The 23,385-nt window shown below is 63.7% G+C and carries 17 protein-coding genes and 1 pseudogene; 5 read left to right on the top strand and 13 right to left on the bottom strand.

The features are described from left to right. Positions 1-109: 109 nt before the first annotated feature. Both BLT92_RS04510 and BLT92_RS04515 read left to right on the top strand, forming a co-directional pair. The gene (locus BLT92_RS04510) at positions 110-937 is read left to right on the top strand and encodes a winged helix-turn-helix transcriptional regulator (RefSeq protein ID WP_092103544.1); all 828 of its coding nucleotides are present in this window, start codon (positions 110-112) and stop codon (positions 935-937) included. A 99-nt stretch (positions 938-1,036) separates the two neighbouring features. Continuing rightward, positions 1,037-1,978, top strand: coding sequence for an endonuclease/exonuclease/phosphatase family protein (locus BLT92_RS04515; protein ID WP_092103546.1), 942 nt, complete (start codon positions 1,037-1,039; stop codon positions 1,976-1,978). Between the two features lie 89 nt (positions 1,979-2,067). Here BLT92_RS04515 and BLT92_RS04520 read toward each other — a convergent pair whose 3' ends face one another. Then, the gene (locus tag BLT92_RS04520) at positions 2,068-3,255 is read right to left on the bottom strand and encodes a MarP family serine protease (protein WP_172802654.1); all 1,188 of its coding nucleotides are present in this window, start codon (positions 3,253-3,255) and stop codon (positions 2,068-2,070) included. An 8-nt stretch (positions 3,256-3,263) separates the two neighbouring features. Further along, on the bottom strand, positions 3,264-4,616 hold the full coding sequence (locus tag BLT92_RS04525; protein ID WP_231939141.1) for a PrsW family intramembrane metalloprotease: 1,353 nt from the start codon (positions 4,614-4,616) through the stop codon (positions 3,264-3,266). 687 nt (positions 4,617-5,303) lie between these two features. On the opposite strand from BLT92_RS04525, the gene BLT92_RS04530 reads away from it, so the two are divergent. After that, a complete protein-coding gene (locus tag BLT92_RS04530; RefSeq protein ID WP_092103552.1) occupies positions 5,304-7,208 on the top strand; it encodes an LPXTG cell wall anchor domain-containing protein in 1,905 nt (634 codons plus the stop codon). Between the two features lie 258 nt (positions 7,209-7,466). On the opposite strand, the pseudogene BLT92_RS04535 reads toward BLT92_RS04530, so the two are convergent. The 6 genes and pseudogenes from BLT92_RS04535 to BLT92_RS04560 form a co-directional block, all read right to left on the bottom strand. Then, positions 7,467-8,257, bottom strand: a pseudogene (locus BLT92_RS04535) (HpcH/HpaI aldolase family protein). Further along, positions 8,242-9,027 carry a fumarylacetoacetate hydrolase family protein gene (locus BLT92_RS04540; RefSeq protein WP_092103554.1) on the bottom strand — a complete coding sequence of 262 codons (786 nt, stop codon included), beginning with the start codon at positions 9,025-9,027 and terminating at the stop codon, positions 8,242-8,244. The pseudogene BLT92_RS04535 and the gene BLT92_RS04540 overlap by 16 nt, the downstream one beginning before the upstream one ends. A gap of 12 nt (positions 9,028-9,039) precedes the next feature. Further along, the gene (hpaD, locus tag BLT92_RS04545; RefSeq protein WP_092103556.1) at positions 9,040-10,152 is read right to left on the bottom strand and encodes a 3,4-dihydroxyphenylacetate 2,3-dioxygenase; all 1,113 of its coding nucleotides are present in this window, start codon (positions 10,150-10,152) and stop codon (positions 9,040-9,042) included. Between the two features lie 11 nt (positions 10,153-10,163). Beyond that, the gene (gene hpaE, locus BLT92_RS04550) at positions 10,164-11,669 is read right to left on the bottom strand and encodes a 5-carboxymethyl-2-hydroxymuconate semialdehyde dehydrogenase (protein ID WP_092103558.1); all 1,506 of its coding nucleotides are present in this window, start codon (positions 11,667-11,669) and stop codon (positions 10,164-10,166) included. Continuing rightward, the gene (locus tag BLT92_RS04555) at positions 11,666-12,388 is read right to left on the bottom strand and encodes a GntR family transcriptional regulator (protein ID WP_092103560.1); all 723 of its coding nucleotides are present in this window, start codon (positions 12,386-12,388) and stop codon (positions 11,666-11,668) included. The genes hpaE and BLT92_RS04555 overlap by 4 nt, the downstream gene beginning before the upstream one ends. Then, complete coding sequence (locus tag BLT92_RS04560; RefSeq protein WP_092103562.1) at positions 12,385-13,866, bottom strand: fumarylacetoacetate hydrolase family protein; 1,482 nt, start codon at positions 13,864-13,866, stop codon at positions 12,385-12,387. Before BLT92_RS04560 ends, BLT92_RS04555 begins: the two co-directional genes overlap by 4 nt. 155 nt (positions 13,867-14,021) lie before the next feature. Between BLT92_RS04560 and BLT92_RS04565 the strand changes: the two genes are divergently transcribed. Further along, positions 14,022-15,362, top strand: coding sequence for an MFS transporter (locus BLT92_RS04565; RefSeq protein ID WP_092103564.1), 1,341 nt, complete (start codon positions 14,022-14,024; stop codon positions 15,360-15,362). 79 nt (positions 15,363-15,441) lie between these two features. Beyond that, positions 15,442-17,343, top strand: coding sequence for an FAD-binding monooxygenase (locus BLT92_RS04570; protein ID WP_092103566.1), 1,902 nt, complete (start codon positions 15,442-15,444; stop codon positions 17,341-17,343). Positions 17,344-17,423: 80 nt separating this feature from the next. On the opposite strand, the gene BLT92_RS04575 is transcribed toward BLT92_RS04570, so the two are convergent. The 5 genes from BLT92_RS04575 to BLT92_RS04595 form a co-directional block, all read right to left on the bottom strand. Further along, positions 17,424-18,407 carry a hypothetical protein gene (locus tag BLT92_RS04575; RefSeq protein WP_157691318.1) on the bottom strand — a complete coding sequence of 328 codons (984 nt, stop codon included), beginning with the start codon at positions 18,405-18,407 and terminating at the stop codon, positions 17,424-17,426. A gap of 104 nt (positions 18,408-18,511) precedes the next feature. Further along, positions 18,512-19,075 (bottom strand): hypothetical protein, encoded by a 564-nt coding sequence (locus BLT92_RS04580; RefSeq protein WP_092103570.1) that lies wholly within the window; start codon positions 19,073-19,075, stop codon positions 18,512-18,514. A gap of 62 nt (positions 19,076-19,137) precedes the next feature. Beyond that, positions 19,138-20,826, bottom strand: coding sequence for an HNH endonuclease (locus BLT92_RS04585; RefSeq protein WP_092103572.1), 1,689 nt, complete (start codon positions 20,824-20,826; stop codon positions 19,138-19,140). A gap of 89 nt (positions 20,827-20,915) precedes the next feature. Further along, the gene (gene udk, locus BLT92_RS04590) at positions 20,916-21,527 is read right to left on the bottom strand and encodes a uridine kinase (RefSeq protein ID WP_231939019.1); all 612 of its coding nucleotides are present in this window, start codon (positions 21,525-21,527) and stop codon (positions 20,916-20,918) included. Between the two features lie 113 nt (positions 21,528-21,640). Continuing rightward, positions 21,641-23,206: a transposase gene (locus BLT92_RS04595; protein WP_092103577.1), complete on the bottom strand. Its 1,566-nt coding sequence runs from the start codon at positions 23,204-23,206 to the stop codon at positions 21,641-21,643. Positions 23,207-23,385 lie beyond the last annotated feature (179 nt).

Raw genomic sequence — 23,385 nt, forward strand, 5'->3', positions numbered from 1 at the left:
CGTTGTCGGTAACCGTCCCTCCGCTGTCCGGCCTCGAACGAGTACACGCACCCTCCGCAGCGGACTCATTCAGTCACAACGGCCTTTCAGGTCGAAGCAAAGGACAGCCATGTCGAATCCAGAACCAGCGTACGCACATCCACGCAGCGCAGCTGCCGTCCGTCGTGCAGGAGCCAGGTTGAGTGCAGTAGACCCGCAGAACCCGCCCCACACCTTCGGCCCCGCCGGTGTCGTGGCCTCGCCGAAGGCAGCGCGCGGAATCATCGTCTACATCGGCCTCGACGAGTCCAAAGCGGCCGCCGATGGGACCAATCTGTCCGCCATCGCAGGCGAGCTGCAGGCCTACGCGAAGGAATTGGCCTCCCAGGCAGAGACCCAGGCGGTCATCGCTCTGGCGCCGGAAGGTCGCGGCAACGACATCGATGCCGTGCGCGCTGTGGCCAACGGCTCCCCCGCTGCCACGGGCACCCCGGCAGGAACGCACGGCCCGGTCCGCTCGCGCATCCCCAGCCGCATCCATCCGCCGGCTCTGCGCCGTGAGGCCGATCAGGGCATCGGCGAAGCCGCGCCCACGGGAGGCTTCGGATCCCGTTTCGATGGGAATTTCCAGAACGGAACCGCCGAGCGCCTGCGCATCGACATCCCCCGCCGCGAGGTTCGCATCGACGGCGATCTCATCGATGTCACGACCAAGGAGTTCGATCTTCTTGCGACTCTCGTTTCGCATGCCGATTCGACTCTGCCTCGTGAAGATCTCATCACTGCCGTCTGGTCGGGCGGCGAAGTTCCTGATGAGAGGACTGTTGACGTGCATATCAGGCGCCTGCGCAGGCGCCTGGGAGAGTACTCTTCGGTGATTCGCACGATGAGGGGCTCGGGTTACCGCTATGACACTCATCCCGATGTCACAGTGTGGTCCGCGACTGCTCACCGGTGACTGATTCTCACTGGTGGCCGATCCCCTTGGACGCGTGTAAGGCACATCGCATGACACACCCAGCTTGAAGACATATTCAGCGGTTAAGATTCTTAATCGATGAACCAGGAATCTCCTCAACCCCGAAAGACGCATAACCCGACCAAGGGGATCACTGCGCTGATCTTCGGCTTGGCCTATGCGGCGTTTCTCCTGCTCCACAACCTGCTGCCTGCCAGGATGGGAATTGCTCTGCTCATCGAGAGCATTCTGCCCTGGACGGGAGTCTTCCTGGCCCTTGTGCTGCTCATGTTCCTCATCCGCTTCTCCCTCCTGTCAGCGATCGGCATTCTGGTACCGACAGTGGTCTGGGCCTCGATGTTCGGCTCCGCACTGATTCCAACTAACGACCAGGGCATACCGGACCTCACCGTCGCCACACACAATGTGGGTGCCAGGTTGCCCGAGCCCACAGCGGCGGCGAAGAGTCTCGTGTCCGCCGACCCGGATATCGTCACGATCCAGGAACTGGAATCTCTGTCGGGCAAGATCATCCACAAGGAACTCGATTCTTCGTTCGAGCATTCGCGGGTCGTCGACACCATCGGCGTGTGGTCGAAATGGCCGATGTCCGCGCCCGAAGAGATCAGCCTGGGGCTGCAGTGGCCGCGGGCCTTCGCCACCACCATTTCGACAGACCACGGCGACATCAGGTTCTACTCCGTGCACATGCCCTCGGTGCGCCCCGGCCAAGAGGCCATGCGCAATGCGGCGATCCGCAGATTGGCCACAGAGGTCGAGACCGATGAGGCCGAGCACGTCATCGTCGCCGGTGATTTCAACACCGCCACGACAGACACCAACTTCTCGACCCTGTCTCCTCCCCTGGAGGATTCGCGAGTCGAAGCGGGCGGCGGGTTCGGGTTCACCTGGCCGGCTCGTTTCCCGGTGACCCGCCTCGACCACGTCCTCTATCGCGGGTTCGAGGCCACCTCCGACGAGGTTCTCGGCCGCGGATCGAGTGACCACCGCGCCGTCGTCGCCGGCCTGAACCTCCAATAGTCGTCGGTTCGTCGGATCGTCGGTCGGTGCGTCGAAGCGTCGGAGGGCGCGAGGCTCATTGTGTCTACTGCCTCAGCTTGTGCGCTGCCTCAGCTCGTACACTGTCCTGTCCGCTGCGGGGTCCGGTTCTGTGCTCCGGCCTGCAGCTCGTCGCTGATCTCCGATCGCGTGAGGGCGTATCCCGTTTCTTCATCGGTGGCAGACCGGGCGAAAACCATCCCCACCACGTCACCGTTCGCGTCGAGCAGCGGGCCGCCCGAGTTTCCTTCGCGGACGATGCCGCGGAGCGAGTACACCTCGCGCACCACCGAATTCGAATCGTAGATGTCGAGGCCCCGCGCGTCGATCGTCTCGCGCACTCGTGACGGTGAGATCGTGTAGGGCCCGTTCTGTGGGAATCCGGCGACCACGGAGTCGTCTCCGGGATCCAGTGCATTGCCGAAGTCGAGAGCGGGAGCCTCGAGCTCGGGAACTCGCAGGACGGCCACGTCGGCTGCGGAATCGAATTCCACCACCTCGGCGGGGTAGGGCCTGCCCTTGCCACCGACCTGAACAGCGAGGTCCGTTGAGCCCGCAACGACGTGGGCGTTGGTGGCGACGAGTCCGTCACCATAGACGAACCCCGATCCTTCGGAACCCGTCGGACAGGTGGTGGCAGTGGTCGTGATCTTGACGACCGATTCCTCGACGCCACGGCCGACGTCGACCATCGCCGAGTCGGGTTCGCCGACGCCGCGAATCTGCTCCGTCTGACCAGCGAACACCTGCGGGAACCCGGTGGCCTTGAGACCCTTGGAGATGTCACCCAGCGCGATCTGCGAGGAATACGGGATCGTCCGGTCCACGGCCGCAATCACCGATGAGTCGGCGACCCACCGGTTGGGTTCGACCCAGGGTGTGGTCCGGATGAAGCCTGCGGCCAGCCAGATGACGAGGACATAGACGACTCCGGCGGTGACAGTGCCGCCGATCGAGTCGATTCCCTGCCCCAGCTCCGAGTCCATGGATCGTTTGATCCACGCGCCGACTCCGTTGCCGGCGAAGGCGAGCAGGACGCTGAGGACAAGCGGCATCGACGCGAGGAGGATGACGACACCGGGGCTCTCCATCGCCTGGGTGCCTTCGCTCAGGCTTTCGACCAAGGGTGAGAGCACTCGGCCGAGGATCCAGCCGACCACGAAGCCGACGGCGGTGCCGAGGCCGATGATGAATCCCTGGCGGAACCCGGAGAAGAGCGCAGCGATCCCCAGGACGATGATGACGACGTCGACGAGCATCACGGCAGTCAGCGGATCACGCTTCTCGACGCGGCGAGAAGGCGATCGCGGGCGGAGGAGAACTTCTTCAGCTGGAAGCTCTCGATGTCGCGTTCCTTCTGACCGCCGACTCCGGCCAGGAGCCGCATGCGGGTCGTCGAGAGATCCCCGGAGGTCCGGATCATGGTGCGCATCTCCTCCTTGCCGCCGGGGAAGGAATTCGCCCACTGCCTGCCGAACTTGCGCCCCTTCCAAGTTCCGAGCATGTCCACCTCGGCGTGAGTGAACCACCCTGTGTTCGCATAGTCACCGAGCATGTTCAGGGTATGGAGTCGCTCGCTGCGGCGCAGGAGGATTCCGAGCACAACCCAACAGGTGGTGAGGATGAAGCTGAGCACGATGAGCCCGATGATCTGCGGGATCGTTCCGAGCAACGAAAGACCAGTCATGGTGCCGTTCCAGATGCCGTGCAGGATCATGCCGACGAAAAGGCCTGGCAACCACATGAGGATGATCGCCCACCACTGCCATTTGCGGGCGGCGAAGCCGATCGTCACACCAGCGCAGGTGCAGAAGACGGTGTGCAGCAGAGGCGAGAACAGGCAGCGAAGTACGAAGGTCTGCCACAGTCCGGCTGCGGCTGCTTCCTCCCATGCGCCGCCGAGGTAGAGCACGTTCTCCGTGAAGGCGAAACCGGCACCGATGAGGGCACCGTAGACGAGTCCGTCGAGGGGCCCTTCGAAGTGACGCCGGGCCGCGAGGACGATGACGACGAGCAACACGGTCTTCGTCGTCTCTTCGACGATGGGCGCCTGAATGACGGCTCCGACAGCATCGGGCATGGCCCCGACGCCGGCGAAGTAGAGAGCGACCTGGCTGACGAGGGAGAAGACGAGGGTGAGGATGACCGCGGCCACACCGCCCCAGAGGAGGCAGAGCCCGAGGACGATCTTCGGCTGCGGTTTCCACCGGTCGAGCCAGAGCACATAGGCGATGATGCCGATGAGCGGTATCGCCGACAGCGCGATCAAGGCGAAGAGTCTGACGCCGAAGCTCAGACTTCCGACCAGAGCGAGAACAGCCAGCCCGATTGTCAGTCCGACCACGGCCACGATGGCGATGGCGAGACGGATGATATTGGCCGTCGAACCTGGTTCTTCCACAGGCTGGGACTGTCGCACGGCTCCGGTCCACGGAGTGTCGGAGACCCTCTGCTGCGGTGCCTGCATGCGGGCGCGGACCCGCATCTCCTGGGTCACTGTCGGTGCGAATCGCGCCTGTTCGTAGACGCGCTGCTGCATAGGCGGTTGCCCCTGCATCTGGTGTTGACTCATCGGACCGCCGAGGTGGGGGTTGCCCTGGCCCTGCGACGCCGGGTTCATCCCCGGTTGAGGGATCTGACGAGGTGGCGGCTGAGGGCCCGGGCCCTGCGAGCCAGGACCGGGCTGCTGCGGGCGAGGACGAAACCGGTCATTGTTCGGGCGCTGTGGTGGAGGTCCCTGCATCGGCGGTCCCTGCTGCGGCGGTGGAGGACCCTGCTGCGGCGGTGCTCCTTGCTGGGGCGGCACATTCGGGTTCCGGGGGTCGGCGGCCCGAGGCGGTTGCGCGCGAGGAGGCACGGGGTTTCCCGCGCGTGCATGCTGCTGCGAGTCGGGGCCGTTTCCGGGTCCCGTCTGATCCGACATATATCATCCTTCTTCGTGTGGAGTTCACCGCTCTGCCAAGTTTACGGTCCCAGGCTGACGTCGGGCCCAGAATGCTGTTGCCGAACGGCAACAGTTCCTGACAAATGTCGGTCCACTCAAGCTCGCTGCTATGTGGACGAACCTCCATTCTCGGGGCCACCTCGGCGAGGGACAGCAATGAACAAATCGGCTGGTGCCCGTACTCTCTCACCGGTGACCGTCTTGACCTGGAGCGATACTTGGAGATGGGTGGACCCTTCTGTGCACACCCGCATCGGCTTCGAAGCTGACTCATGTTCGTTTTCCTGTGGATGCCACCGGGTGAATTCACAGGCAGATTTTCTGCCCTGGTCAGGATCGACACGTCCATCGTCGAATCGGGGTATGAATACTCGCAGACGCTTCACACTCCGCTCCTCTCTCTTCCTGCTGGTCCTGGCTCTGGCCTCTCTCATCGGTCTCGGGCCGGCCATGGCCCAAGGGCCGCCCGCATCGCTCGGCGAAGTGCCGATGCTCAAGGCCAGTGAGGCCTACGGACCGGGCATCTGGCATCATGCTCCGCAGGGCAAGACCTGGTACGGCGCCTACACAACGTTCACGGACACGCATGCCTACTGCATTGATGCCGGCAAACAGTCGCCTCTGCCCAAATACTTCAAAGGTTCGCAATCGGAGAAGATCACCACCGCGCAGACCGCATGGGCGCTGCACGAGTATTCTGAGTCCGAGTCGGCCGATGTGCAGGCGGCGTTGAGCGCGCTGGCACGACTGGACGAGACGATCGCGCATGATCACAAGATTCCGCCGCAGGAGCCAGGCGATCTGGATAAAAAGTTCACGGGTGCTGCGAAGCAGTTCTCCAAGATCAAGGCCGAGGCGGAGAAGTTCGCGGGCCCGTATACGCTCGATGTCTCCCTGACCCCGGTCCTGGATATGCCGGTCCTCGAACCATATGGCAAGCAGGGCCCAAACGACGGTGATTTCAAACGAGTCGAGAACGGCAACGATGATGACAAGAAGGTCCAGCTCCCCACAACGAATAAGGTCACACTCTCGGTGTCCCTGACCAGTGCCTCGGGCACCGCTGTCCCGGGCATCCCCATCGCTCTCGACACCACCGGGGCCGCGGACGCTCCGGAGTCCCTGACCAGCGAAGAGAAACCCGTCGTCATCACCCTCACGCTCGACGCACCGGGCACGGTCACGGCCAAGGCTTCGGCGAGCCTCGCACCGGAGTCTGTCCTGCTGTACGAACCGCAGACGACCAACCGGGTGCAGCGCGTCATCACCCCGGACGAACCCGTCACGGTCTCCGCTCAGGCGAAGGTCGACATGACCTCACAGCCTCGCGTGTCCACCGAGATCTCCGATCAGACCCCGCAACCCGGCGATGCGATCACCGACAAGTTCACCGTCGCCGGCCTGGTCGGCGACCACACCGTCACCGTCGAGCATGAACTGTGGCAGACCCAATCGGTGCCCGAGCCCGGGAAGAAGAACGATGACGCCGAGGTGATCGCACAGGTGACGTCGAAGGACGTCGGCAACGGCACGCACCGGACCGAAGCGATCACAGTCCCCCAGGACTTCCGCGGGTGGATGTATTTCACCGAGACCATCGCCGGTGACAAATCCACAGAAGAATGGAGGGGCATCCACGGTCAGCCGCGGGAAAGAGGCTTTGTTCCCTGGGCCCCGAGCGCCGAAACCGAAGCGGTTCTCGAGGTCAACCAAGTCCACGACGAAGTCACAGTGAGCGGGCTGCGCCCCGGCGGCGAAGCAGTGATCACGATGACCGCATACCACTCCGAGACCAAGCCGAAGCAGTCGAAGGAGGCCGACGGGAAAGAACTCCAGTCCCAGGACATCACCGTGGTCGGAGACCAAGACGGCACGGCGACGGTGAGCTCCGAAGCCATCGAGATGCCCGTCGGATGGGTGACCTATGTGACCACGATTCACGGCAACGACGTGCACCAGGAGTGGAGGAGCGACTGGGGCATCCCGGACGAAACAGTGCACCGGCCGCCGGAAGAGACCCCGACAGAACCGCCTGAAGAGCCCTCGACGCCACCGCCCCCGCCGGAAGAACCGGAATCACCTGAAGCGCCGCCGGCCGAGCCCGTGACAGAACCGGTTGCTGACGAACCTGCAGCACCCGCCCCGCCGGCTCAACTGCCGCGGACGGGCACCACGGGCAATGGAATGCTCATCGGCGCCGGAATCTTCCTCATCGGCCTCGGAGCCACGGCCCTCCTCATCACCGGAAGTCGCCGAAATAGAGAGTAGGAGGAGCAGGATCAGCGGTGGTCCGTGTCGATGAGATCGACGAGGACGCTTCCGGCCCGGAACAGGGCCAGCGTCCGCCGGGCCACCGCTTCCCGCCGTTCATCGAGTGCCGTCAGCGACCGGCTCGGCCACGCGCATGCAGACGCAGAACGGCGCTGGCATCGAATCAGATAGGTGCCAGCGCCGATCAGTCGCCGAGTCGCTGTCAGTCGTGAGTCGCAGTCAGTCGTGAGTCGCAGTCAGTCGCTCAGAACCCGATCATTCCTGAACCCAGGTCTCGGCCCATGCCCGGGCGCCGTTCATCATCAGCCCGACGTCGGCGCCGACGAGGACGAAGGAGGCACCGGCGGCAAGGTACTTTCTCGCCTGCTCAGGGTCGAAGGCGTTGACGCCGACAAGCTTGCCGGCCGCCTTGACCGCCTCGAAGGTCCGCAGCACCGCATCGGTGACATCCGGGTGCGTCTGCTGCCCGAGGAGACCCATCGATGCAGCCAGGTCCGAGGGGCCGACGAAGACTGCGTCGATCCCGTCGATCGTAGCGATCTCGGCGGCGTTGTCCACCGCCGTCGCGGATTCGATCTGCACGGTCAGGGACACGAGCTCCTCGGCCCGAGCGAGATAATTCGGCACCGCGTTCCAGCGGGAGGCTCGTGCCAGCGCCGATCCCACTCCGCGCACACCGCGAGGTGGGTAGTACACACGGAACGCACGGCCGCCTCGGCGTCGGAAGGAGTATCGATCATCGGCACGAGCAGGTTCTGCGCGCCGAGGTCGAGGTACTGCTTGATGAGGACCTGATCGTTCACGGGCACCCGCACGACGGGGGTCGCGGGGTATCCGTTCATGGCCTGGAGCAGGCTGGTGGTGATCTGCAGGTCGATGGGCGAATGCTCGGCGTCGATGAGCACCCACTGCATCCCCGAGGCTGCAGCGATCTCCGCGGCCACGGGAGAGCCGGAGCAGACCCACATTCCTGCCAGGTGCTCCCCCTCGCCCAACTTCGCCACACGCTGGGTGAAGGTCTGCGGCAATTCTACTTGAAACGGCATGTGATGACTCCCAAGTCTCCATAGTCGGCATGGACGGTGTCACCAGGGCTGACCCACATGGGGCGGGTGAAGGACCCTGCCAGAACGGTCTCGCCGACCTGGAGGACGTCACCGTGCTCGGCCAGTTTGTTCGCCAACCACACGATTCCGCGCCCCGGGTGGTCGAGGACGGCGGCGGCAAGGCCGGAGTCCTCGACCGACTCATTGCGGTAGAGCAGCGCACCGACCCGACGCAGGTCGACCGCGTCCACGGCCACCGGATTGCCGCCGAGGACCATGGCGCCCAGGGCTGCATTGTCGGAGATCGTGTCGACGATGGTGCGGCCCTCCATCTCGATCCGCGAGGACAGCACCTCGAGTGCGGGCACCACGTATTCGGTGGCGCGCAGCACGTCGATGAGGCCGATGTCCGGTCCACGCAGTTCGTCCTTGAGCACGAAGGCGAGTTCGACTTCGACGCGCACACCCGAGTACAGGGAGTGGTCGATGACCGACCCGGTGTCATAGACCTGATCGGCGAAGATCGCCCCGTAATCGGGTTCGGTGATCCCTGTCGCCTGCTGCATGGGCTTCGAGGTCAGGCCGATCTTATGACCGATCAGCCTGCGCCCTGAGGCCTCACCTCGGCGGCGCCATTCGTTCTGCACGGCGTAGGAATCCTCGACGGTCATGTCAGGGTACTGAGCCGTGAGCAGACCGATCTTCGTCCGGTTCTTCTCCGCATTCGCCAGATCGTCGGCGATGGCCGCGATCGTTGTTTCATCGAGCATGTGCGCGTCTCCTCAGAGCTGGTGGCCCAATTTGAATCCGGCTTCTCCGTCATCGGCACCCGAGTGCTCACCGAAGTCGGATTCCGCGTCCTCACGTCTGGTGTAGGAGAACCCGTCGGCGCCGATCGTGACCTCCATTTCGGAGTCATCGGTGCGCTTCGTCACCGGCACCGGGTTGCCCTCGAGGTCGAGGACCGTTGAGGCATCGGTGTACCAGGATGGGACGACCGGGTTGCCCCACCAGTCGCGACGCTGGTTGTCGTGAACGTCCCAGGTCACGCGCGGGTTGTCGGGGTCGCCCGTGTAGTAGTCCTGGGTGTAGATCTCGACCCGGTGACCGTCGGGGTCGCGCAGGTAGAGATAGAACGCGTTCGAGACGCCGTGGCGGCCAGGGCCGCGTTCGATGGCGTCGGAGAGCCGCAGCGCTCCGAGCTTGTCGCAGATGGCGAGGATGTTGTGCTTCTCGTGGGTGGCGAAGGCGACGTGGTGCATGCGCGGACCGTCACCACCGGTCATCGCGGTGTCGTGCACGGTCGGCTTACGGCGCATCCAGGCCGCGTAGACGGCGCCCTCGGCGTCCTGGATGTCCTCGGTGACGCGGAAGCCCAGATTCTCCATGTAGTCAACGGCCTTCGGCACGTCCGGGGTGACCTGGTTGAAGTGGTCGATGCGGACGAGCGCTCCCGGGGAGTACAGGTCGTAGCGCCAGGCCAGACGTTCGACGTGGTCGACCTCGTAGAAGAATTCGTACGGGAAGCCCAACGGATCCTGGACGCGCACCGAGTCGCCGATGCCATTGACGAAGCCGTCCTTCTTCCGCACAACCGGGCAGCCGAGATCACGGTAGTACGCCTCGGCGGCGTCGACGTCTTCGGGGGTCCGCACCCGGTAGGAGAACGCTGCAACAGCGGCAACGGGTCCCTGCCGGAGGATCAAGTTGTGGTGGATGAACTCCTCCATCGACCGCAGGTAGACGGTGTTCTCGTCTTCCTCGGTGACCTGCAGATCAAGCACATCGACGTAGAAGTCGCGCGACTTCTTCAGATCCGTGACGACGAGCTCCATGTAGGCACAGCGCAGAACGTCCGGCGCCGGAACTGTTGGAACGGGAATTGTGTGGGACATGGAGTTACCTTTCACTGCTTCCCGAAGACGGGATTGTGGACCTCGCCGAGGTTGATGTGCACGGACTGCTGTTCCGTGTAGAAGTCGATCGACCTGTAGCCGCCCTCGTGGCCGAGGCCCGAGGCCTTGACACCACCGAAGGGGGTGCGCAGGTCGCGGACGTTGTTCGAGTTCAGCCACACCATGCCGGATTCGACGGCCTGCGAGAAGTTGTGAGCCCGCTTGAGGTCAGACGTCCAGATGTAGGCGGCCAGGCCGTACTTCGTGTTGTTGGCCAGCTGGAGTGCTTCTTCATCGGACTTGAACGGGGTGATCGCGACGACGGGGCCGAAGATCTCCTCCTGGAAGATCCGCGCATCGGGGGTGACGTCGGCGAACACGGTCGGTTCGACGAAGTTGCCGGTGTCGAACCCTTCGGGGCGGCCGCCGCCGGCGACGAGGCGAGCCTCTTCCTTGCCGATTTCGACGTAGGACATGACCTTCTCGTAGTGCTCGGGGTGGACCAGTGCGGCCACCTCGGTGGTGGGATCCGAGGGCAGACCCACCTTCACACGCTTGGCCTGCGCAGCGTAGCGCTCGACGAACTCCTCGTAGACCGATTCCTCGACGAGGAGGCGCGAGCCGGCGGTGCAGCGTTCGCCGTTGAGGGAGAAGACGCCGAAGACCGTGGCGTTGATCGCCGTGTCGAGGTCAGCATCGGCGAAGACGACAGCAGGCGACTTTCCGCCGAGCTCCATCGACAGGCCCTTGAGCCAGGGAGCGGCGTTGGCGAAGATCGTCTGACCCGTGCTCGACTCACCGGTGAAGGAGATGAGGGGAACGTCGGGGTGCTTGACCAGGGAGTCTCCGGCGAAGCCCTCTTCACCGTAGCCGTTGACCATGTTGAACACGCCCGTGGGCAGTCCGGCCTCTTCGAAGATGCCCGGCCACAGCGACGCTGAGAGTGGGGTGAACTCGGCGGGCTTGAGCACCACCGAGTTGCCGGTCGCGATCGCGGGAGCCAGCTTCCATGACTCGAGCATGAACGGCGTATTCCACGGCGTGATGAGGCCGGCGACGCCGATGGGCTTGCGATTGACGTAGTTGGCCTGACGGCCGGGAACCTTGAAGGCGTCATCGACCTGGGCGACGATGAGATCGGCGAAGAAGCGGAAGTTCTCCGCGGCACGGTTGGCCTGGCCCTTCGCCTGGGTGATCGGCAGACCGGAGTCGAAGGACTCCATCTCGGCCAATTCCTGGCTGCGGGTCTCGGAGATGTCGGCGATCTTGTTGAGGACGCGGGCGCGCTCACGTGGGAGCATCGACGGCCAAGGTCCTTCGTCGAAGGCCTGCTTCGCCGAGGCGACCGCTGCGTCGATGTCGGCTTTCTTGCCCGAGGCGGCCTTGATGTAGGGCTCGTTGGTCACCGGGTTGATGACGTCGAATTCCTCACCATCGATCGAATCGACGAATTCGCCGTTGATGTAGTGACGGATCTTCTCCGGCAGGTTCGCTGGAGCTGGCGTGGACGCGGTCATGACTTGTCCTCTTCTCTGTCGATGGTTCCTGTGGGGTCTGTGGTTTTGGCCTGGGCTTCCTGGTAGCTGGCCAGGGTCGTCGAGCGGTGGTTGCGCACCACCCGTTCGATCTCCTCCGCCGAGGCGGCCGCCCGGATGAGTGCGACGATCCTGGCATGCTCATCGACCGACCCCCGTGCCCGCTCGGGCACGAAGGAGAAGGTCGAGTTCCGCAGGTGGGCCAGGCGGTCCCATTCGACGGCCACCAAGCTGTGCAGGCGTTCGTTGGGGCAGCGGCGGAACAGTGCCGCGTGGAATTCGTGGTTGAGGCGGGTGAATTCGGTGGGGTCGAAGTCGGCGAGCAGGTCACGCATGCGTTCATTGATCGCATCCGCCTCGGCGAGGTCGCTCTCGTTCAGGAACTCCAGTGCCTGCGCGGTCGCGGCACCCTCGAGGATCGCCACGGCCTCCATCGACTGGGCGTAGGAGTTCTGGTCGACCATGGCAACGCGGGCCCCGACATTGCGTTCGAAGGTGACGAGGCCGTCGGCTTCGAGGCGGCGGATGGCCTCCCTGACCGGAACGACGGAGGTGTCGAGTTCGAGTGCGATCTGAGCCAGCACCAGCTTGTGACCCGGGTCGAAGGTCTGATCCGCGATGCGCTCACGGATCCAGCGATATGCCGTCTCCGCTTTGCTCAGAGAGCTCGGCTCCGCTTCGACGGTTCCAGCGGTGCTCATTGTGAGGCTTTCCAGGCGTCGAATTTCTCTTTCCATTCGCCCTTCGGTGGGAACAGAGACTCAATCGGGTTGCCGGCGGCGACCTGCTCGGCCACCCATCCGTCCTCGATCTCCTTGGCCAGTGCCGCATCGACGACCTCTTCGACGAGGCTGCTCGGAATCACGATGACCCCGTCGTCGTCTCCGACGATCACGTCACCGGGCAGGACGGTGGCGTTTCCGCAGGCCACGGCCACGTCGGATTCCCAGGGCACGTGCTTGCGTCCGAGCACGGCGGGGTTCTTCGCCGTCGCGAACACGGGAAGGATTCCGGCCACCTCGGCGGAGTCGCGGACTCCCCCGTCGGTGATGACACCGGTCGCACCCTGGGCCTTGGCCCGCAGCGCGAGCACGTCCCCGAGTGTGCCGGAGCCGGGTTCGCCGCGTGCTTCGATGACGACGACCTCGCCGCTCTTGAGGGAGTCGAAGGCTCGCTTCTGGGCGTTGTATCCGCCGCCGTGGGATTTGAACAGGTCCTCGCGGTTGGGCACGAAGCGCAGCGTCTTTGCGGTGCCCACGATCTTGGACCCTGGGACGAGTGGCGAGACGCCCTCGATGACGACGTTGTTCAGTCCGCGTGCGCGCAGCTGAGCCGACAGTCCGGCGGTCGGCGCTTCAGTCAGCTTGGCCCGCAGATCGTCACTCAACGGGCCGGTGGCAGATTCATCCGGCGCCAGACCGGCTTCCTCCCGCGATCCCCAGGCATCGGCCTGCAGTGCTTCGGTCACGGCCGGTGCGCTCCCCAGCTTCGGATCGAATTCGCCCGAACCCTCGACGACGTTCGTGGCGAGTCGTCCCGAACTGAGCTCGGACCCGGTGCTCGCCGAGGTGGCCGTGACCTCGACTTCGACCGTGTCCCCGGGTGCGACGACGCTCGAGCCTGCAGGGGTGCCGGTGAGGATGACGTCACCGGGTTCGAGGGTCATGTGCTGGCTGAGATCAGCGACGATCTGGGTCAGGGGGAAGATCAGCTGCTCAGCACTCGTGCCGTCGTCCTGCTTGACCTCGCCGTTGACCCAGGTGCGGATGCGCAGGGACTGGGGGTCAGCCTCGGCGGCGGGAATGATGTTGGGACCCAGCGGTGTGTAGCCGTCGCGGCTCTTCGAGCGCAGGTTCGAACCCTTGTCGGGCGCCTTGATGTCGTAGAGGCCGAAATCATTGGACGCGGTCACACCCTCGACGTAGGTCCACGCATCGTCAATGCTGACGGAGCGGGCCGCGGTGCCGATGACGATGGCGATCTCGCCTTCGAAGGCGAGCAGCGAGGTTCCGACAGGACGCTCGATCGCATCACCCGATGCGGCCAGGGAACTTGTGGCCTTGAGGAAATAGGACGGCTGGGAGGGCCGTTTGCCGCGCTGGGCGGAACGTGACTCGTACGCCACGTGGACGGCAATGATTTTGCCCGGTCGGACTGGAACACCCGCTGGAGTCGACATCGATCTCGCACCTCATTTCGATTGGCTTTCACCCAGATCGTATATGATACGGTTCCGGAGGACAAGTAGTCCGCGTCACATCATCGAGGTCGGATCTGCGACCTCATATGCGTGCGGCGACACTAACCCAGCAGTCTCAAAGCGACGCAGGAGTCATGGTGAGTAAAAAGCACACCCAAGGTCGGGTGGCATTCGCGACCGTCGTCGGCACCAGCATCGAGTGGTACGACTATTTCCTCTATGCGGCGGCCTCGGGGCTGATCTTCAATCAACTCTTCTTCGGCCCGCTGGGCTCGACCCTGTCGACCATGGTCGCCTTCGCCACCGTAGGCATCAGCTTCCTGTTCCGCCCACTGGGCGCATTCCTCGCCGGGCACTACGGTGACAAGCTGGGGCGCCGGGTCGTCCTCATCATCACACTCATCGCGATGGGTGCCGCCACAGCCCTGATCGGCTTCCTCCCGACCTACGAGTCGATCGGCATCGCAGCACCGATCCTCCTCATCGTCCTGCGCATCATCCAGGGCATCTCCGCCGGCGGCGAATGGGGCGGAGCCGTCCTCCTGGCCGTCGAGCACGCCGAGGTCAAACATCGTGGTCTGCGCGGCTCCTTCCCACAGATCGGTGTGTCCATCGGCCTCATCCTGTCCTCCGGCGTGCTCGCGCTGATGACTGTGATCGCGCCCGGCGAGGCCTTCCTCGAATGGGGCTGGCGCGTGCCGTTCTTCCTCTCGATCCTGCTCGTCGCCGTTGGCTACTGGATCCGCCGAGGCGTCGAGGAGTCCCCCGTCTTCCACGAGATCGCCGAGCGCAAGGAACAGGTCACCAACCCGCTGGGCAAGCTGCTCAAGAACCACTGGCTCCTCGTCATCCTGGCCTCGCTGGTCTTCGTCGGCAACAATGCGGCCGGCTACATGACGACCGGCGGCTACATCCAGAACTACGCCACGGACTCGGCTGGGTCGGTCGGGCTCGAACGCGGCCCTGTGCTCTGGGCAGTCTCCGCCTCGGCGGTGTCGTGGTTGATCTTCACCATCGTGGCCGGCTCCGTCTCGGACAAGATCGGGCGGAAGAACACCTACCTATTGGGCTGGGCGCTTCTCCTGATCGGCATCTTCTCCCTCTTCCCGCTGGTCAACACCGGAAGCATCTGGATGCTGTTCCTGGGACTGGTCATCCTCACCGTCGGGCTCGGCTTCACCTACGGGCAGCAGCCGGCGATGTACGCCGAGATCTTCCCCTCCAGCGTCAGGTTCTCAGGTGTCTCGGTCTCCTATGCGATCGGATCAATCCTCGGCGGAGCGTTCGCCCCGACCATCGCAAAAGCACTGGTCTCGGCCACAGGCACGACCACCTCGGTGGCCTTCTATCTGGCGATCATGACGGTGATCGCACTCATCGCCACACTGCTCCTGCGGGACCGCTCGGGCATGCCCCTGGGGCCCGACCACGAGGAGGAGCAGTCCGTGAGCCCGATCATAGGTGTGCGCTCATGATGACCTGAGTAACATACGATCGTATATGAACTGCTAATATTGGAAAGTCACGAAGACGTGTGATGAACCGGAGGTTGACATGCATTTTCACCAGCACGGCTATGTGTCCGCAGACCCGCGGATCGAAGCTGCAGCAGGCTATGGAATCGATCGCCCAGAGGACCTGCCTGATGAGGTCGATGTCCTCATCGTCGGCAGCGGCCCGGCGGGGATGGTCGCGGCAGCGCAGCTCTCTCAGTATCCGGAGGTCAACACCCGGATGATTGAGAAGCGCGACTCGCGGCTGGTCATCGGTCAGGCCGATGGCATTCAGGCACGCTCGGTCGAGACCTTCCAGGCGTTCGGCTTCGCTGAAGAGATCATGCGCGAGGGTTATCACATCATCGATATGGCCTTCTGGAATCCGGACCCGCAGAACCCCGAGCACATCATCCGCACCGGACGGCCGAAAGATGATGAGACCGGGATCAGCGAATTCCCCCACCTCATCGTCAACCAGGCCCGTGTGCTCGACTACTTCGCGCAGTTCGCCAAACAGTCCCCTGGCCGAATCGTCCCGGACTACGGCATCGAGTTCGTGGATCTGAAGGTCGATGACGATTCTGCGTCGAAGCACCCGGTCACTGTCACGGTTCGCTACATCGCAGGCGAGCGTGCAGGCGAAGAACGCACCATCCGTGCCGGCTATGTCGTCGGCTGCGACGGAGCCCGGTCGGGGGTGCGCAAGTCCATCGGTCGTACGATGATCGGCGACCAGGCCAACCATGCCTGGGGTGTCATGGATGTGCTCGCGAACTCCGACTTCCCCGACATTCGGACCAAGTGCGCTATCTCCTCGAAGCACGGCAACATCCTCCACATCCCCCGCGAGGGCGGGCATCTCTTCCGCATGTACGTCGACCTCGGTGAAGTTCCCGAAGACGATGCGCGCAAGGTGCGGCAGACGAGCGTCGACGAGATCATCGATCGCGCCAACGCCATCATCAGCCCGTACAGCATCGATGTGAAGGATGTCGCATGGCACAGCGTCTACGAGGTCGGACACCGTCTCACTGATGCCTTCGACGACACCGACGAGACTGCAGTCGGCTCACCGAGCCCACGCGTGTTCATCACCGGTGATGCCTGCCATACCCACTCGGCGAAGGCCGGTCAGGGCATGAACGTCTCAGTGCAGGACGGGTTCAACATCTCGTGGAAACTCGGCCAGGTGATCTCCGGGCGGTCCTCGCAGGAACTGCTGCGGACCTATTCCGACGAACGCCAGGTGACCGCGAAGAACCTCATCGACTTCGACAAGGAATGGTCGACCCTGATGGCGACTCCGCAGGAGGATCTGCCGGACGAGACCTACCTGCAGGACTTCTACGTCAAGACCGCCGAGTTCCCCGCCGGCTTCATGACCGAATACACGGAATCGATGATCACAGCCTCGACCGAGCATCAGGAGCTGGCCACCGGCTTCCCCGTGGGCAAAAGGTTCAAGTCGGCCCAGGTTCAGCGCAGCTGCGACTCCAACTTCATCCACCTGGGGCACAGGGCCCGGGCTGATGGTCGCTGGCGCGTCTATGTCTTCGCGGATGCTCCGGCACCTACCGATGCCACCTCGTCAAAGGTCACCGAGCTGGCCGACTGGCTCAATGCCGATCCGGCCTCGCCGTTGGTCAAGTACCGCCGAGCAGGTGAGGACCTCGACAGTCTCCTCGAGCTCAGCGTCATCTACCAGCAGGGTCACACCGAGTTCTCCTTCCCCGATGTGCCGACAGTCTTCCGTCCGCACGTGGGCGAGTTCGACCTCGAGTATGTGGAGAAGATCTACGCAACTCTCGAAGGTGAGGACATCTTCGAGGAGCGCGGCATCAGCCGTGACGGCGCCGTAGTGGTAGTCCGCCCGGATCAGTATGTCTCAGGTATCTTCCCCTTGGATGCCCATGACGAGATCGGCAACTTCTTTGACGGAGTGTTCGTCTCCGAACAGTGACTCGTACGATCGAGTGACGAGTCGGTTCTAGTCCCGAGTCGGATCCACTGACGCCGACGTCTCAACAGTGTGGGAATGCCTCACCTGAAGAGACGTCGGCGTTGTCGTTGGGCGATGAGTCCGCTGATGCCAGCGGCAATCAGCGTGATGCTCCCCAACGCCCAGAAGTTCACTCCCGCCGCTGGAAAGCCGACGATGTTGGCGCTGATCGATTCTCCGGACGATGTTTCGCCTCTCCACCGGACGGTCGGCGGGTGCGCCAGAATCTTCTCTAGCATGAGGTACAGGCCGACGCTGAAGGCCACGACGACCGCAGACCACCATGCCGGTGGTTCCATGGTCAGACCGACTGCCGAGCTGAGGATGACGGCAGTCCACGCAAACAGAATGCCGGGGCTCATATCGACGAGTTCGGTTGTGTTGAAACCCAGGGATGTAAGCGTGACACCCTCTTCGTCCGTCGCCTGGTTGTCCATGATGGGCACCCAGATCATGACGATCCAGGAGACCAAACTCATCAGCGGCAGCAGACGTGCAGCGTTTTCAGCCGGAGTTCGTTGCTGGCGGACGATGAACCGGCTGTGCGTGTCTTGGCGGAAACGCTCAGGCGATCGCTGACGTTCAGGCGACCGCTGCCGTTCCCCTATGAAACCGCAGATCCCCGCGGCGATCAGAGCAATGCCCCCGACTGCCCACAATGCGGCTCCCCAGGCAGGAGAAGCGACTTCCATCCCGCCGACCCACCGTCCGCTGCTGTCCTGGCTATCCCACATCAACGTCGGAGGGTTGGCCACCATGTTGATCAGTGTGGCCAGGATTGCGATACCGAGACAGACCGTGGGCCACGCCCAGATCCGCAGACGGTCGACGAGCCAGGCCGAGATCACGCAGGCGAGCAGGCAACTCCAGATAACGACGAATTTGGGATCGAGGTCGCTGAGTTCGCTGGAAACATCACCCAACGAGGTGACGACGATCCTCATGGACTCTTCGGTGTGCAGACTGTTGAGCGAGCTGTCAAGGACCGGGACCCAGAGGGTCACCGCCCATACAGCCCAAGTCACGACCGGCAGTACTCTGGCAAACAGCCGCAATCGAGCATGTCTCGGTCCCCCGGTGCTGCGGGTGACGAGGTTCGAGCGCTCAGCTCTCGGCCTCTTCGGCATGTCTAGGCTCCGCTCTTGCGTCGCTGCGCGCCGATCCACCCGCAGAAGCCGGCGGCACCGAGCGCCTGACTGCCGATAAGGGAGATCGCGAATCCGAAGTCCGGAAGAGCCACCTCCATCCCACCTGTCGGCAATCCGTCATCGGTCTGCCCATCCCATAACAACGATGGCGGATTGATGACGGCTGCGGCGAGGACGAGCAGAAGCAGAGCACCCAGCACGATGGCACTTCCCGACCACCATTGCTCGACACCGAACAGCCAAGGAAGTATCGCGAAACCGACGATCAGGAGCCAAATGGCAATGAAGCCGGGAGAAAGGTATTCGGGGTCGAGCGGGGTCTCGCCCACAGACGTGATCCTGATTCTCGGCCCGTCATCGTTGCCGCTGTCGAGGATGGGAACGAAGATCGTGATGATCCACGCAGCAACCGTCACGAGGGGAAGGAACCGCGCGGCCCGAAGCAGGTCCAGGCCCGGTCGCAGTCCTCGTCGTTGCTCTGGACCGTCGCTATTGTGGCCGCCGTAGCCACGATTATCGCCGCCGTCGTTGTCATGAGTATCCATACTCACGATCTTGCTGCCCGGCGCGGTGAGAGCCGTGTCGGGGTTGTTGCAGTTTCATCACGTCACCCGGTGTCGAGCAACCCCTGGCGAAGACATCCCTCGGCATAACTTCCTTTGGAACTGTCGGCACAGCTGGCTACGGGCCTGTCTCCAGAGCCGTTGAGCCTCCGGGCCCGGCGAGGACGCCGGCGACGATACCGAGAGCGAAGTGTCGTGGGCAGAGCACAGGGTTGGACAACCTCGACAATCTCGTACGCAGGAGGTTCGCCGCGAGCTGGTTCAGGAGGTTCGCCGCGAGCAGATTCAACCTGCTGTTGTTCCTCGAACTTCTTCGCTTCTGACGCCGTGATCGGAAAGAACGGAATGTCGACTTCGCGGCATTCGGAGTCGGATTCGGAGTCGGGTGGCGATCCTGATCGCTGCGGTTCCAACAGTCCAGACAACGCCAAGCGCCAATCGCCATCACCCGGAGCAGCTCGTGGATATTTCATCCGGCGCACCAATGGAGACGTCGGCACCACATACTCGCGACCGGTGGGAGTTGTAACCGTCAGCCTCTCTGCCGTCGCCTTGTGCTTCCACCCAGGATGTTCCTTCGCGTAATTGCATGCGGCGCACAGTCCCGAACCGTTCTCCCACGAAGTCTCGCCGCCGGAGGCGTGTCCGTCAGCATGATCGGCATGCCTGATCCGCGCATCGCACCAGGGCGTCCGGCACACGTCATCGCGAAAGACGACCATCTGCCGCAGCTGCCCGGTGAACGTGCGACCGCGAGATTCCATTCCCACCAGCTGGCCATCGGTGGCACGAGTGAACATGCGGCGGATGAAGACCTCGGCTTCGTTGGCGGCGATGAAGTTGCGTGCTGTTCGTGCCGGAAGGGGGCCGAAGCCCGGCAGCCAGGCGGGGACCAAGCCGTCGGAGAGCAACGACTCCGCTTCGACGACGAGGTGCACCTCTGCGGGAACAGCTTCCGCGCTCGACTGTCCCGTCAGCCGCTCGACAAAGGTATCGGCCAGCAGCTGGTTGTTCCTGCGCCCCTTGGCACCGCCGGCTGCTGACGCTGATTCGGCGGCATTCTTCAACCCCTCATAGACGGCAACGGCCTGCTGGATCGGAATGATCGCGGACACGCGTCCCATCCCGTCATCGAGCGCGGTCATGGTCACGCGGCGGTTCGCCGTTGCTTTCTTCGCCCGTTCGGCCGCAGCCTCGGCGTTCATCTCCTCTGCCAAGGCGCGCGCTTCCGTGCGCAGGCTCCGCAGCCCTGCCGGCCCCATGCTCGTCTTCATTCGAGTGTCGACCTTGCCTCGGTCGGCGCTGGGCAGCGTTGCAGTTTCGTCGGCCATGACACGGGCTTTGTCCTCGGAGATCTCCCCGGCGGCAAGCGCTTTGAATGTATTCGGCATCTCGCCCACGATTGCCCGCGAGGTGGAAAGAAACTTTCGGCCGGATCCGGGTGAGACCCTCTTCGCCAAGGCGATCTCCTCAGCCGAGCGGATTCCGCAGTCACGCGCGGGAACCTGGTTGAGCGCATCCCGCCGTTGGCGCAGGGCCTCAAAGGCCACAGCCTCGGCGGACTGCGCGGCCACGATGGTCGCCTTCAGTCTTTCGAATGCTGTGATCCGCGCCAGTGTCTCGGCTTCGGTGACAGCGGGCTTCTCGCCACGCACCATGGAAGCGAAGCGGTCGATCTCTGCAATGAGATCATGATCCGCCGAAAATGCCTCCGGAACGGTCTCCGTGTCCATGCAAACACACTACAAGTCGGCCCTGACACGAGATTTTCCGAGGGTCAGACACGCGACTCCAGCGAAACGAGATTCGACCTCACGAGGCCCTAGCCGACGTCCCTCTGGATCCGGTTGAGGACCATGTCCATGGCCACGATATTGTGCCCGCCATCAGGGATGATGATGTCCGCGTTGCGTTTCGAGGGCTCCACGTACAGCTCGTGCATCGGCTTCACAGTTCCCAGGTACTGGTCCTCGACCGACTGCAGGGTGCGCCCTCGTTCGACGACGTCGCGCTTGATCCGTCGCAGCAGTCGGACATCGGCGTCTGTATCGACGAAGAGCTTGATATCGAGCAGTTCGCAGATCCGCGGTTCGGCGAAGATGAGGATCCCCTCGACGATGATCACCGGCGAGGGTTCGACGAGCGTCGTGCGATCGCTGCGATTGTGGATCGAGAAGTCGTAGACGGGGCTCTCGACCGGTCTAGAGGAGCGCAGGGCGCGCAGGTGCTCGACGAACAGGTCGTTGTCGAAGGCGTCGAGGTCGTCATAGTTGACCTTCTCCCGCTCCTCGTAGGTCAGCTCATCCCGCCGCCGATAGTAGTTGTCGTGGAACAACACCGAAGGCGGACCGGCGCACTTGTCCAACAGCTCCTGGGTCAGCGTCGTCTTTCCGCTGCCGGTCCCGCCTGCCACGCCTACAATCAAGGTCTCCACGGTTCAACTATCCCTTTCGGCTCTGCGAAATCAAGCACTGACTTTCCCCAAATTTATACCAGGCACCCTCGCCGAGGTTGTCCGGCGGCTGACGCTGTCCACCGCGGGCCCGTTCATCCCCGTCGGGTCAGCTGCGCCCAGAGATCCTGGTCGAACCGACGGCGGGCGAAGAGTCCGGCCATGTGTCTGACCGCGTTGTCGACCTTCCCCCGCCACGCGTCCACGGCACGCTCTGCATCCCCGACGGACAGTGCTCTGAAGATGGCGCGGTCATCGATGAGGATGCGATCGCTGGCCGGTGAGTAGTCGAGCTGCAGGACCGAGATGAACAGCCGCAGCCGCAGGGTCAGGGCTTCAAAGGCTCGAGCGCTCTGCCTCAGCCCCGAGGCCCGGGCCAGTTCCTGCTGGAAGTGGAGGTCCGCATCCTCGACATCGATGCCGCTCTTGGTCGCCGCCGATGCTTCCACCTGGCGAAGGGCCAGCTGCACAGGCACGAAGTAGCGCTTCTGCCGCAGCGCCAGAGACCGCAGAAGAACCTCCCCCACGGCCATGCGCCCGGCATAGAGGTCGAGGACGTCGAGGGTCGTGATGAGCGGGATTCTCGTTCCGCCTCGGGAGCCGTCGAGCAGCTTGTCGTCGACCATGCGCCGCAGTGCGGCATCGACCGAAGAGCGCGGCACCTGCATCCTGCGTGACAGCAGACGCGGATTGATCCGATCACCGGGCTGATACCCGGAATCGATGATCTCCTCACGCAGGGCGATCGCCAGATGTTCGGTGATGGATCGTGTCCCCTTCGGCAACCATGACGAGATCTCCATTGAGTCAGAAGAAATGGAACTTCTCCGGGCTTCGGTTTGACTCGCCCGACGCCACATGACGCCCTCGAAACCGTGGCGCACGCGGTCGGCGAGGGTGTCGAGCAGTGATCCGGGAATGTCGCGGCAGCAGGCGAGAGCGGATGTGGATGCGTCGAGGAACTCCGCGAACTCGCGGTGGACGGCGATGGCCGCGCCCCCGCCCAGATCGCTGTCTGCCAGAGCTCCGGACTCAGCGAACGGACCGCTCGTCTCGCCGAAGGGATCGAAGACGACGAAGCGATCGCGATCCCCGCCGGCCCGAAGCAGCTCGAGCGTCGCCGAGGCATCGGTCTGGCGATGCTCGCTGTCGAAGCGCTGCGGCCAGTGCTGAACCCCGGCCGAGCGCAGCGCTGCCACGATGCCGGCGATGCGACGCTGCACCCGTCTCGCTGAGACCCCACCCCCACTTCCACCTGCGTTGCGAGCGTCTGCAGCGCGAATGCCGATGACGATCAGCGGGAATCCGCCCGCGACGACGGTGACCTCATCACTGCCGAGCAACCGATCCGTCGGCACCGTCATCCCTCGCATTGCGCGGGAGACGATGCTCTGGCTCAGTCCCGTCGCCTCGGCCAGCGCCCGGGTCGAATAGTCCTTCCCCGAGATCCTCGCCCCTGCGGTGCTCACCAGAGCCTCGACGACCTGATCGGCCGTGCTCTGGATCTGCGGGCGGCCGCTGCGCGGCCGATCCTCGAGGTCAGAACGCGACTTCCACCGACGCAGACTCGACGGTGAGATGTCCAGCTGCGCGGCCACCTCGGCGATGGAGGACGACGCCGTCATGGCAACAGCACCACGACGCATTTCTGAGGAATACATCACGCCATTCTAATACTTCTGACTCAACTATGCCTGCGATTGTGCACGAGCTCTTCACCCCGCATTTCGTCCGGAGCATACTGGACTCAACGATCCCGCCAACGGTCAATGGCGACGCGGGAGCGCCGCACCCAGAGTCCACCCAGACTCATCCAGAGTTCGTCCAACAGAAAAGGAAC

Source organism: Brevibacterium picturae (genome assembly GCF_900105045.1).
Classification (GTDB): domain Bacteria; phylum Actinomycetota; class Actinomycetes; order Actinomycetales; family Brevibacteriaceae; genus Brevibacterium; species Brevibacterium picturae.

Bases quoted from the DNA above. Each gene is read 5' to 3' on its own strand.
- BLT92_RS04510 (WP_092103544.1), top strand. From the start codon at position 110: ATGTCGAATCCAGAACCAGCGTACGCACATCCACGCAGCGCAGCTGCC.
- BLT92_RS04515 (WP_092103546.1), top strand. From the start codon at position 1,037: ATGAACCAGGAATCTCCTCAACCCCGAAAGACGCATAACCCGACCAAG.
- BLT92_RS04520 (WP_172802654.1), bottom strand. From the start codon at position 3,255: ATGCTCGTCGACGTCGTCATCATCGTCCTGGGGATCGCTGCGCTCTTC.
- BLT92_RS04525 (WP_231939141.1), bottom strand. From the start codon at position 4,616: ATGAACCCGGCGTCGCAGGGCCAGGGCAACCCCCACCTCGGCGGTCCG.
- BLT92_RS04530 (WP_092103552.1), top strand. From the start codon at position 5,304: ATGAATACTCGCAGACGCTTCACACTCCGCTCCTCTCTCTTCCTGCTG.
- BLT92_RS04540 (WP_092103554.1), bottom strand. From the start codon at position 9,027: ATGCTCGATGAAACAACGATCGCGGCCATCGCCGACGATCTGGCGAAT.
- hpaD (WP_092103556.1), bottom strand. From the start codon at position 10,152: ATGTCCCACACAATTCCCGTTCCAACAGTTCCGGCGCCGGACGTTCTG.
- hpaE (WP_092103558.1), bottom strand. From the start codon at position 11,669: ATGACCGCGTCCACGCCAGCTCCAGCGAACCTGCCGGAGAAGATCCGT.
- BLT92_RS04555 (WP_092103560.1), bottom strand. From the start codon at position 12,388: ATGAGCACCGCTGGAACCGTCGAAGCGGAGCCGAGCTCTCTGAGCAAA.
- BLT92_RS04560 (WP_092103562.1), bottom strand. From the start codon at position 13,866: ATGTCGACTCCAGCGGGTGTTCCAGTCCGACCGGGCAAAATCATTGCC.
- BLT92_RS04565 (WP_092103564.1), top strand. From the start codon at position 14,022: ATGGTGAGTAAAAAGCACACCCAAGGTCGGGTGGCATTCGCGACCGTC.
- BLT92_RS04570 (WP_092103566.1), top strand. From the start codon at position 15,442: ATGCATTTTCACCAGCACGGCTATGTGTCCGCAGACCCGCGGATCGAA.
- BLT92_RS04580 (WP_092103570.1), bottom strand. From the start codon at position 19,075: ATGGATACTCATGACAACGACGGCGGCGATAATCGTGGCTACGGCGGC.
- BLT92_RS04585 (WP_092103572.1), bottom strand. From the start codon at position 20,826: ATGGACACGGAGACCGTTCCGGAGGCATTTTCGGCGGATCATGATCTC.
- BLT92_RS04595 (WP_092103577.1), bottom strand. From the start codon at position 23,206: ATGTATTCCTCAGAAATGCGTCGTGGTGCTGTTGCCATGACGGCGTCG.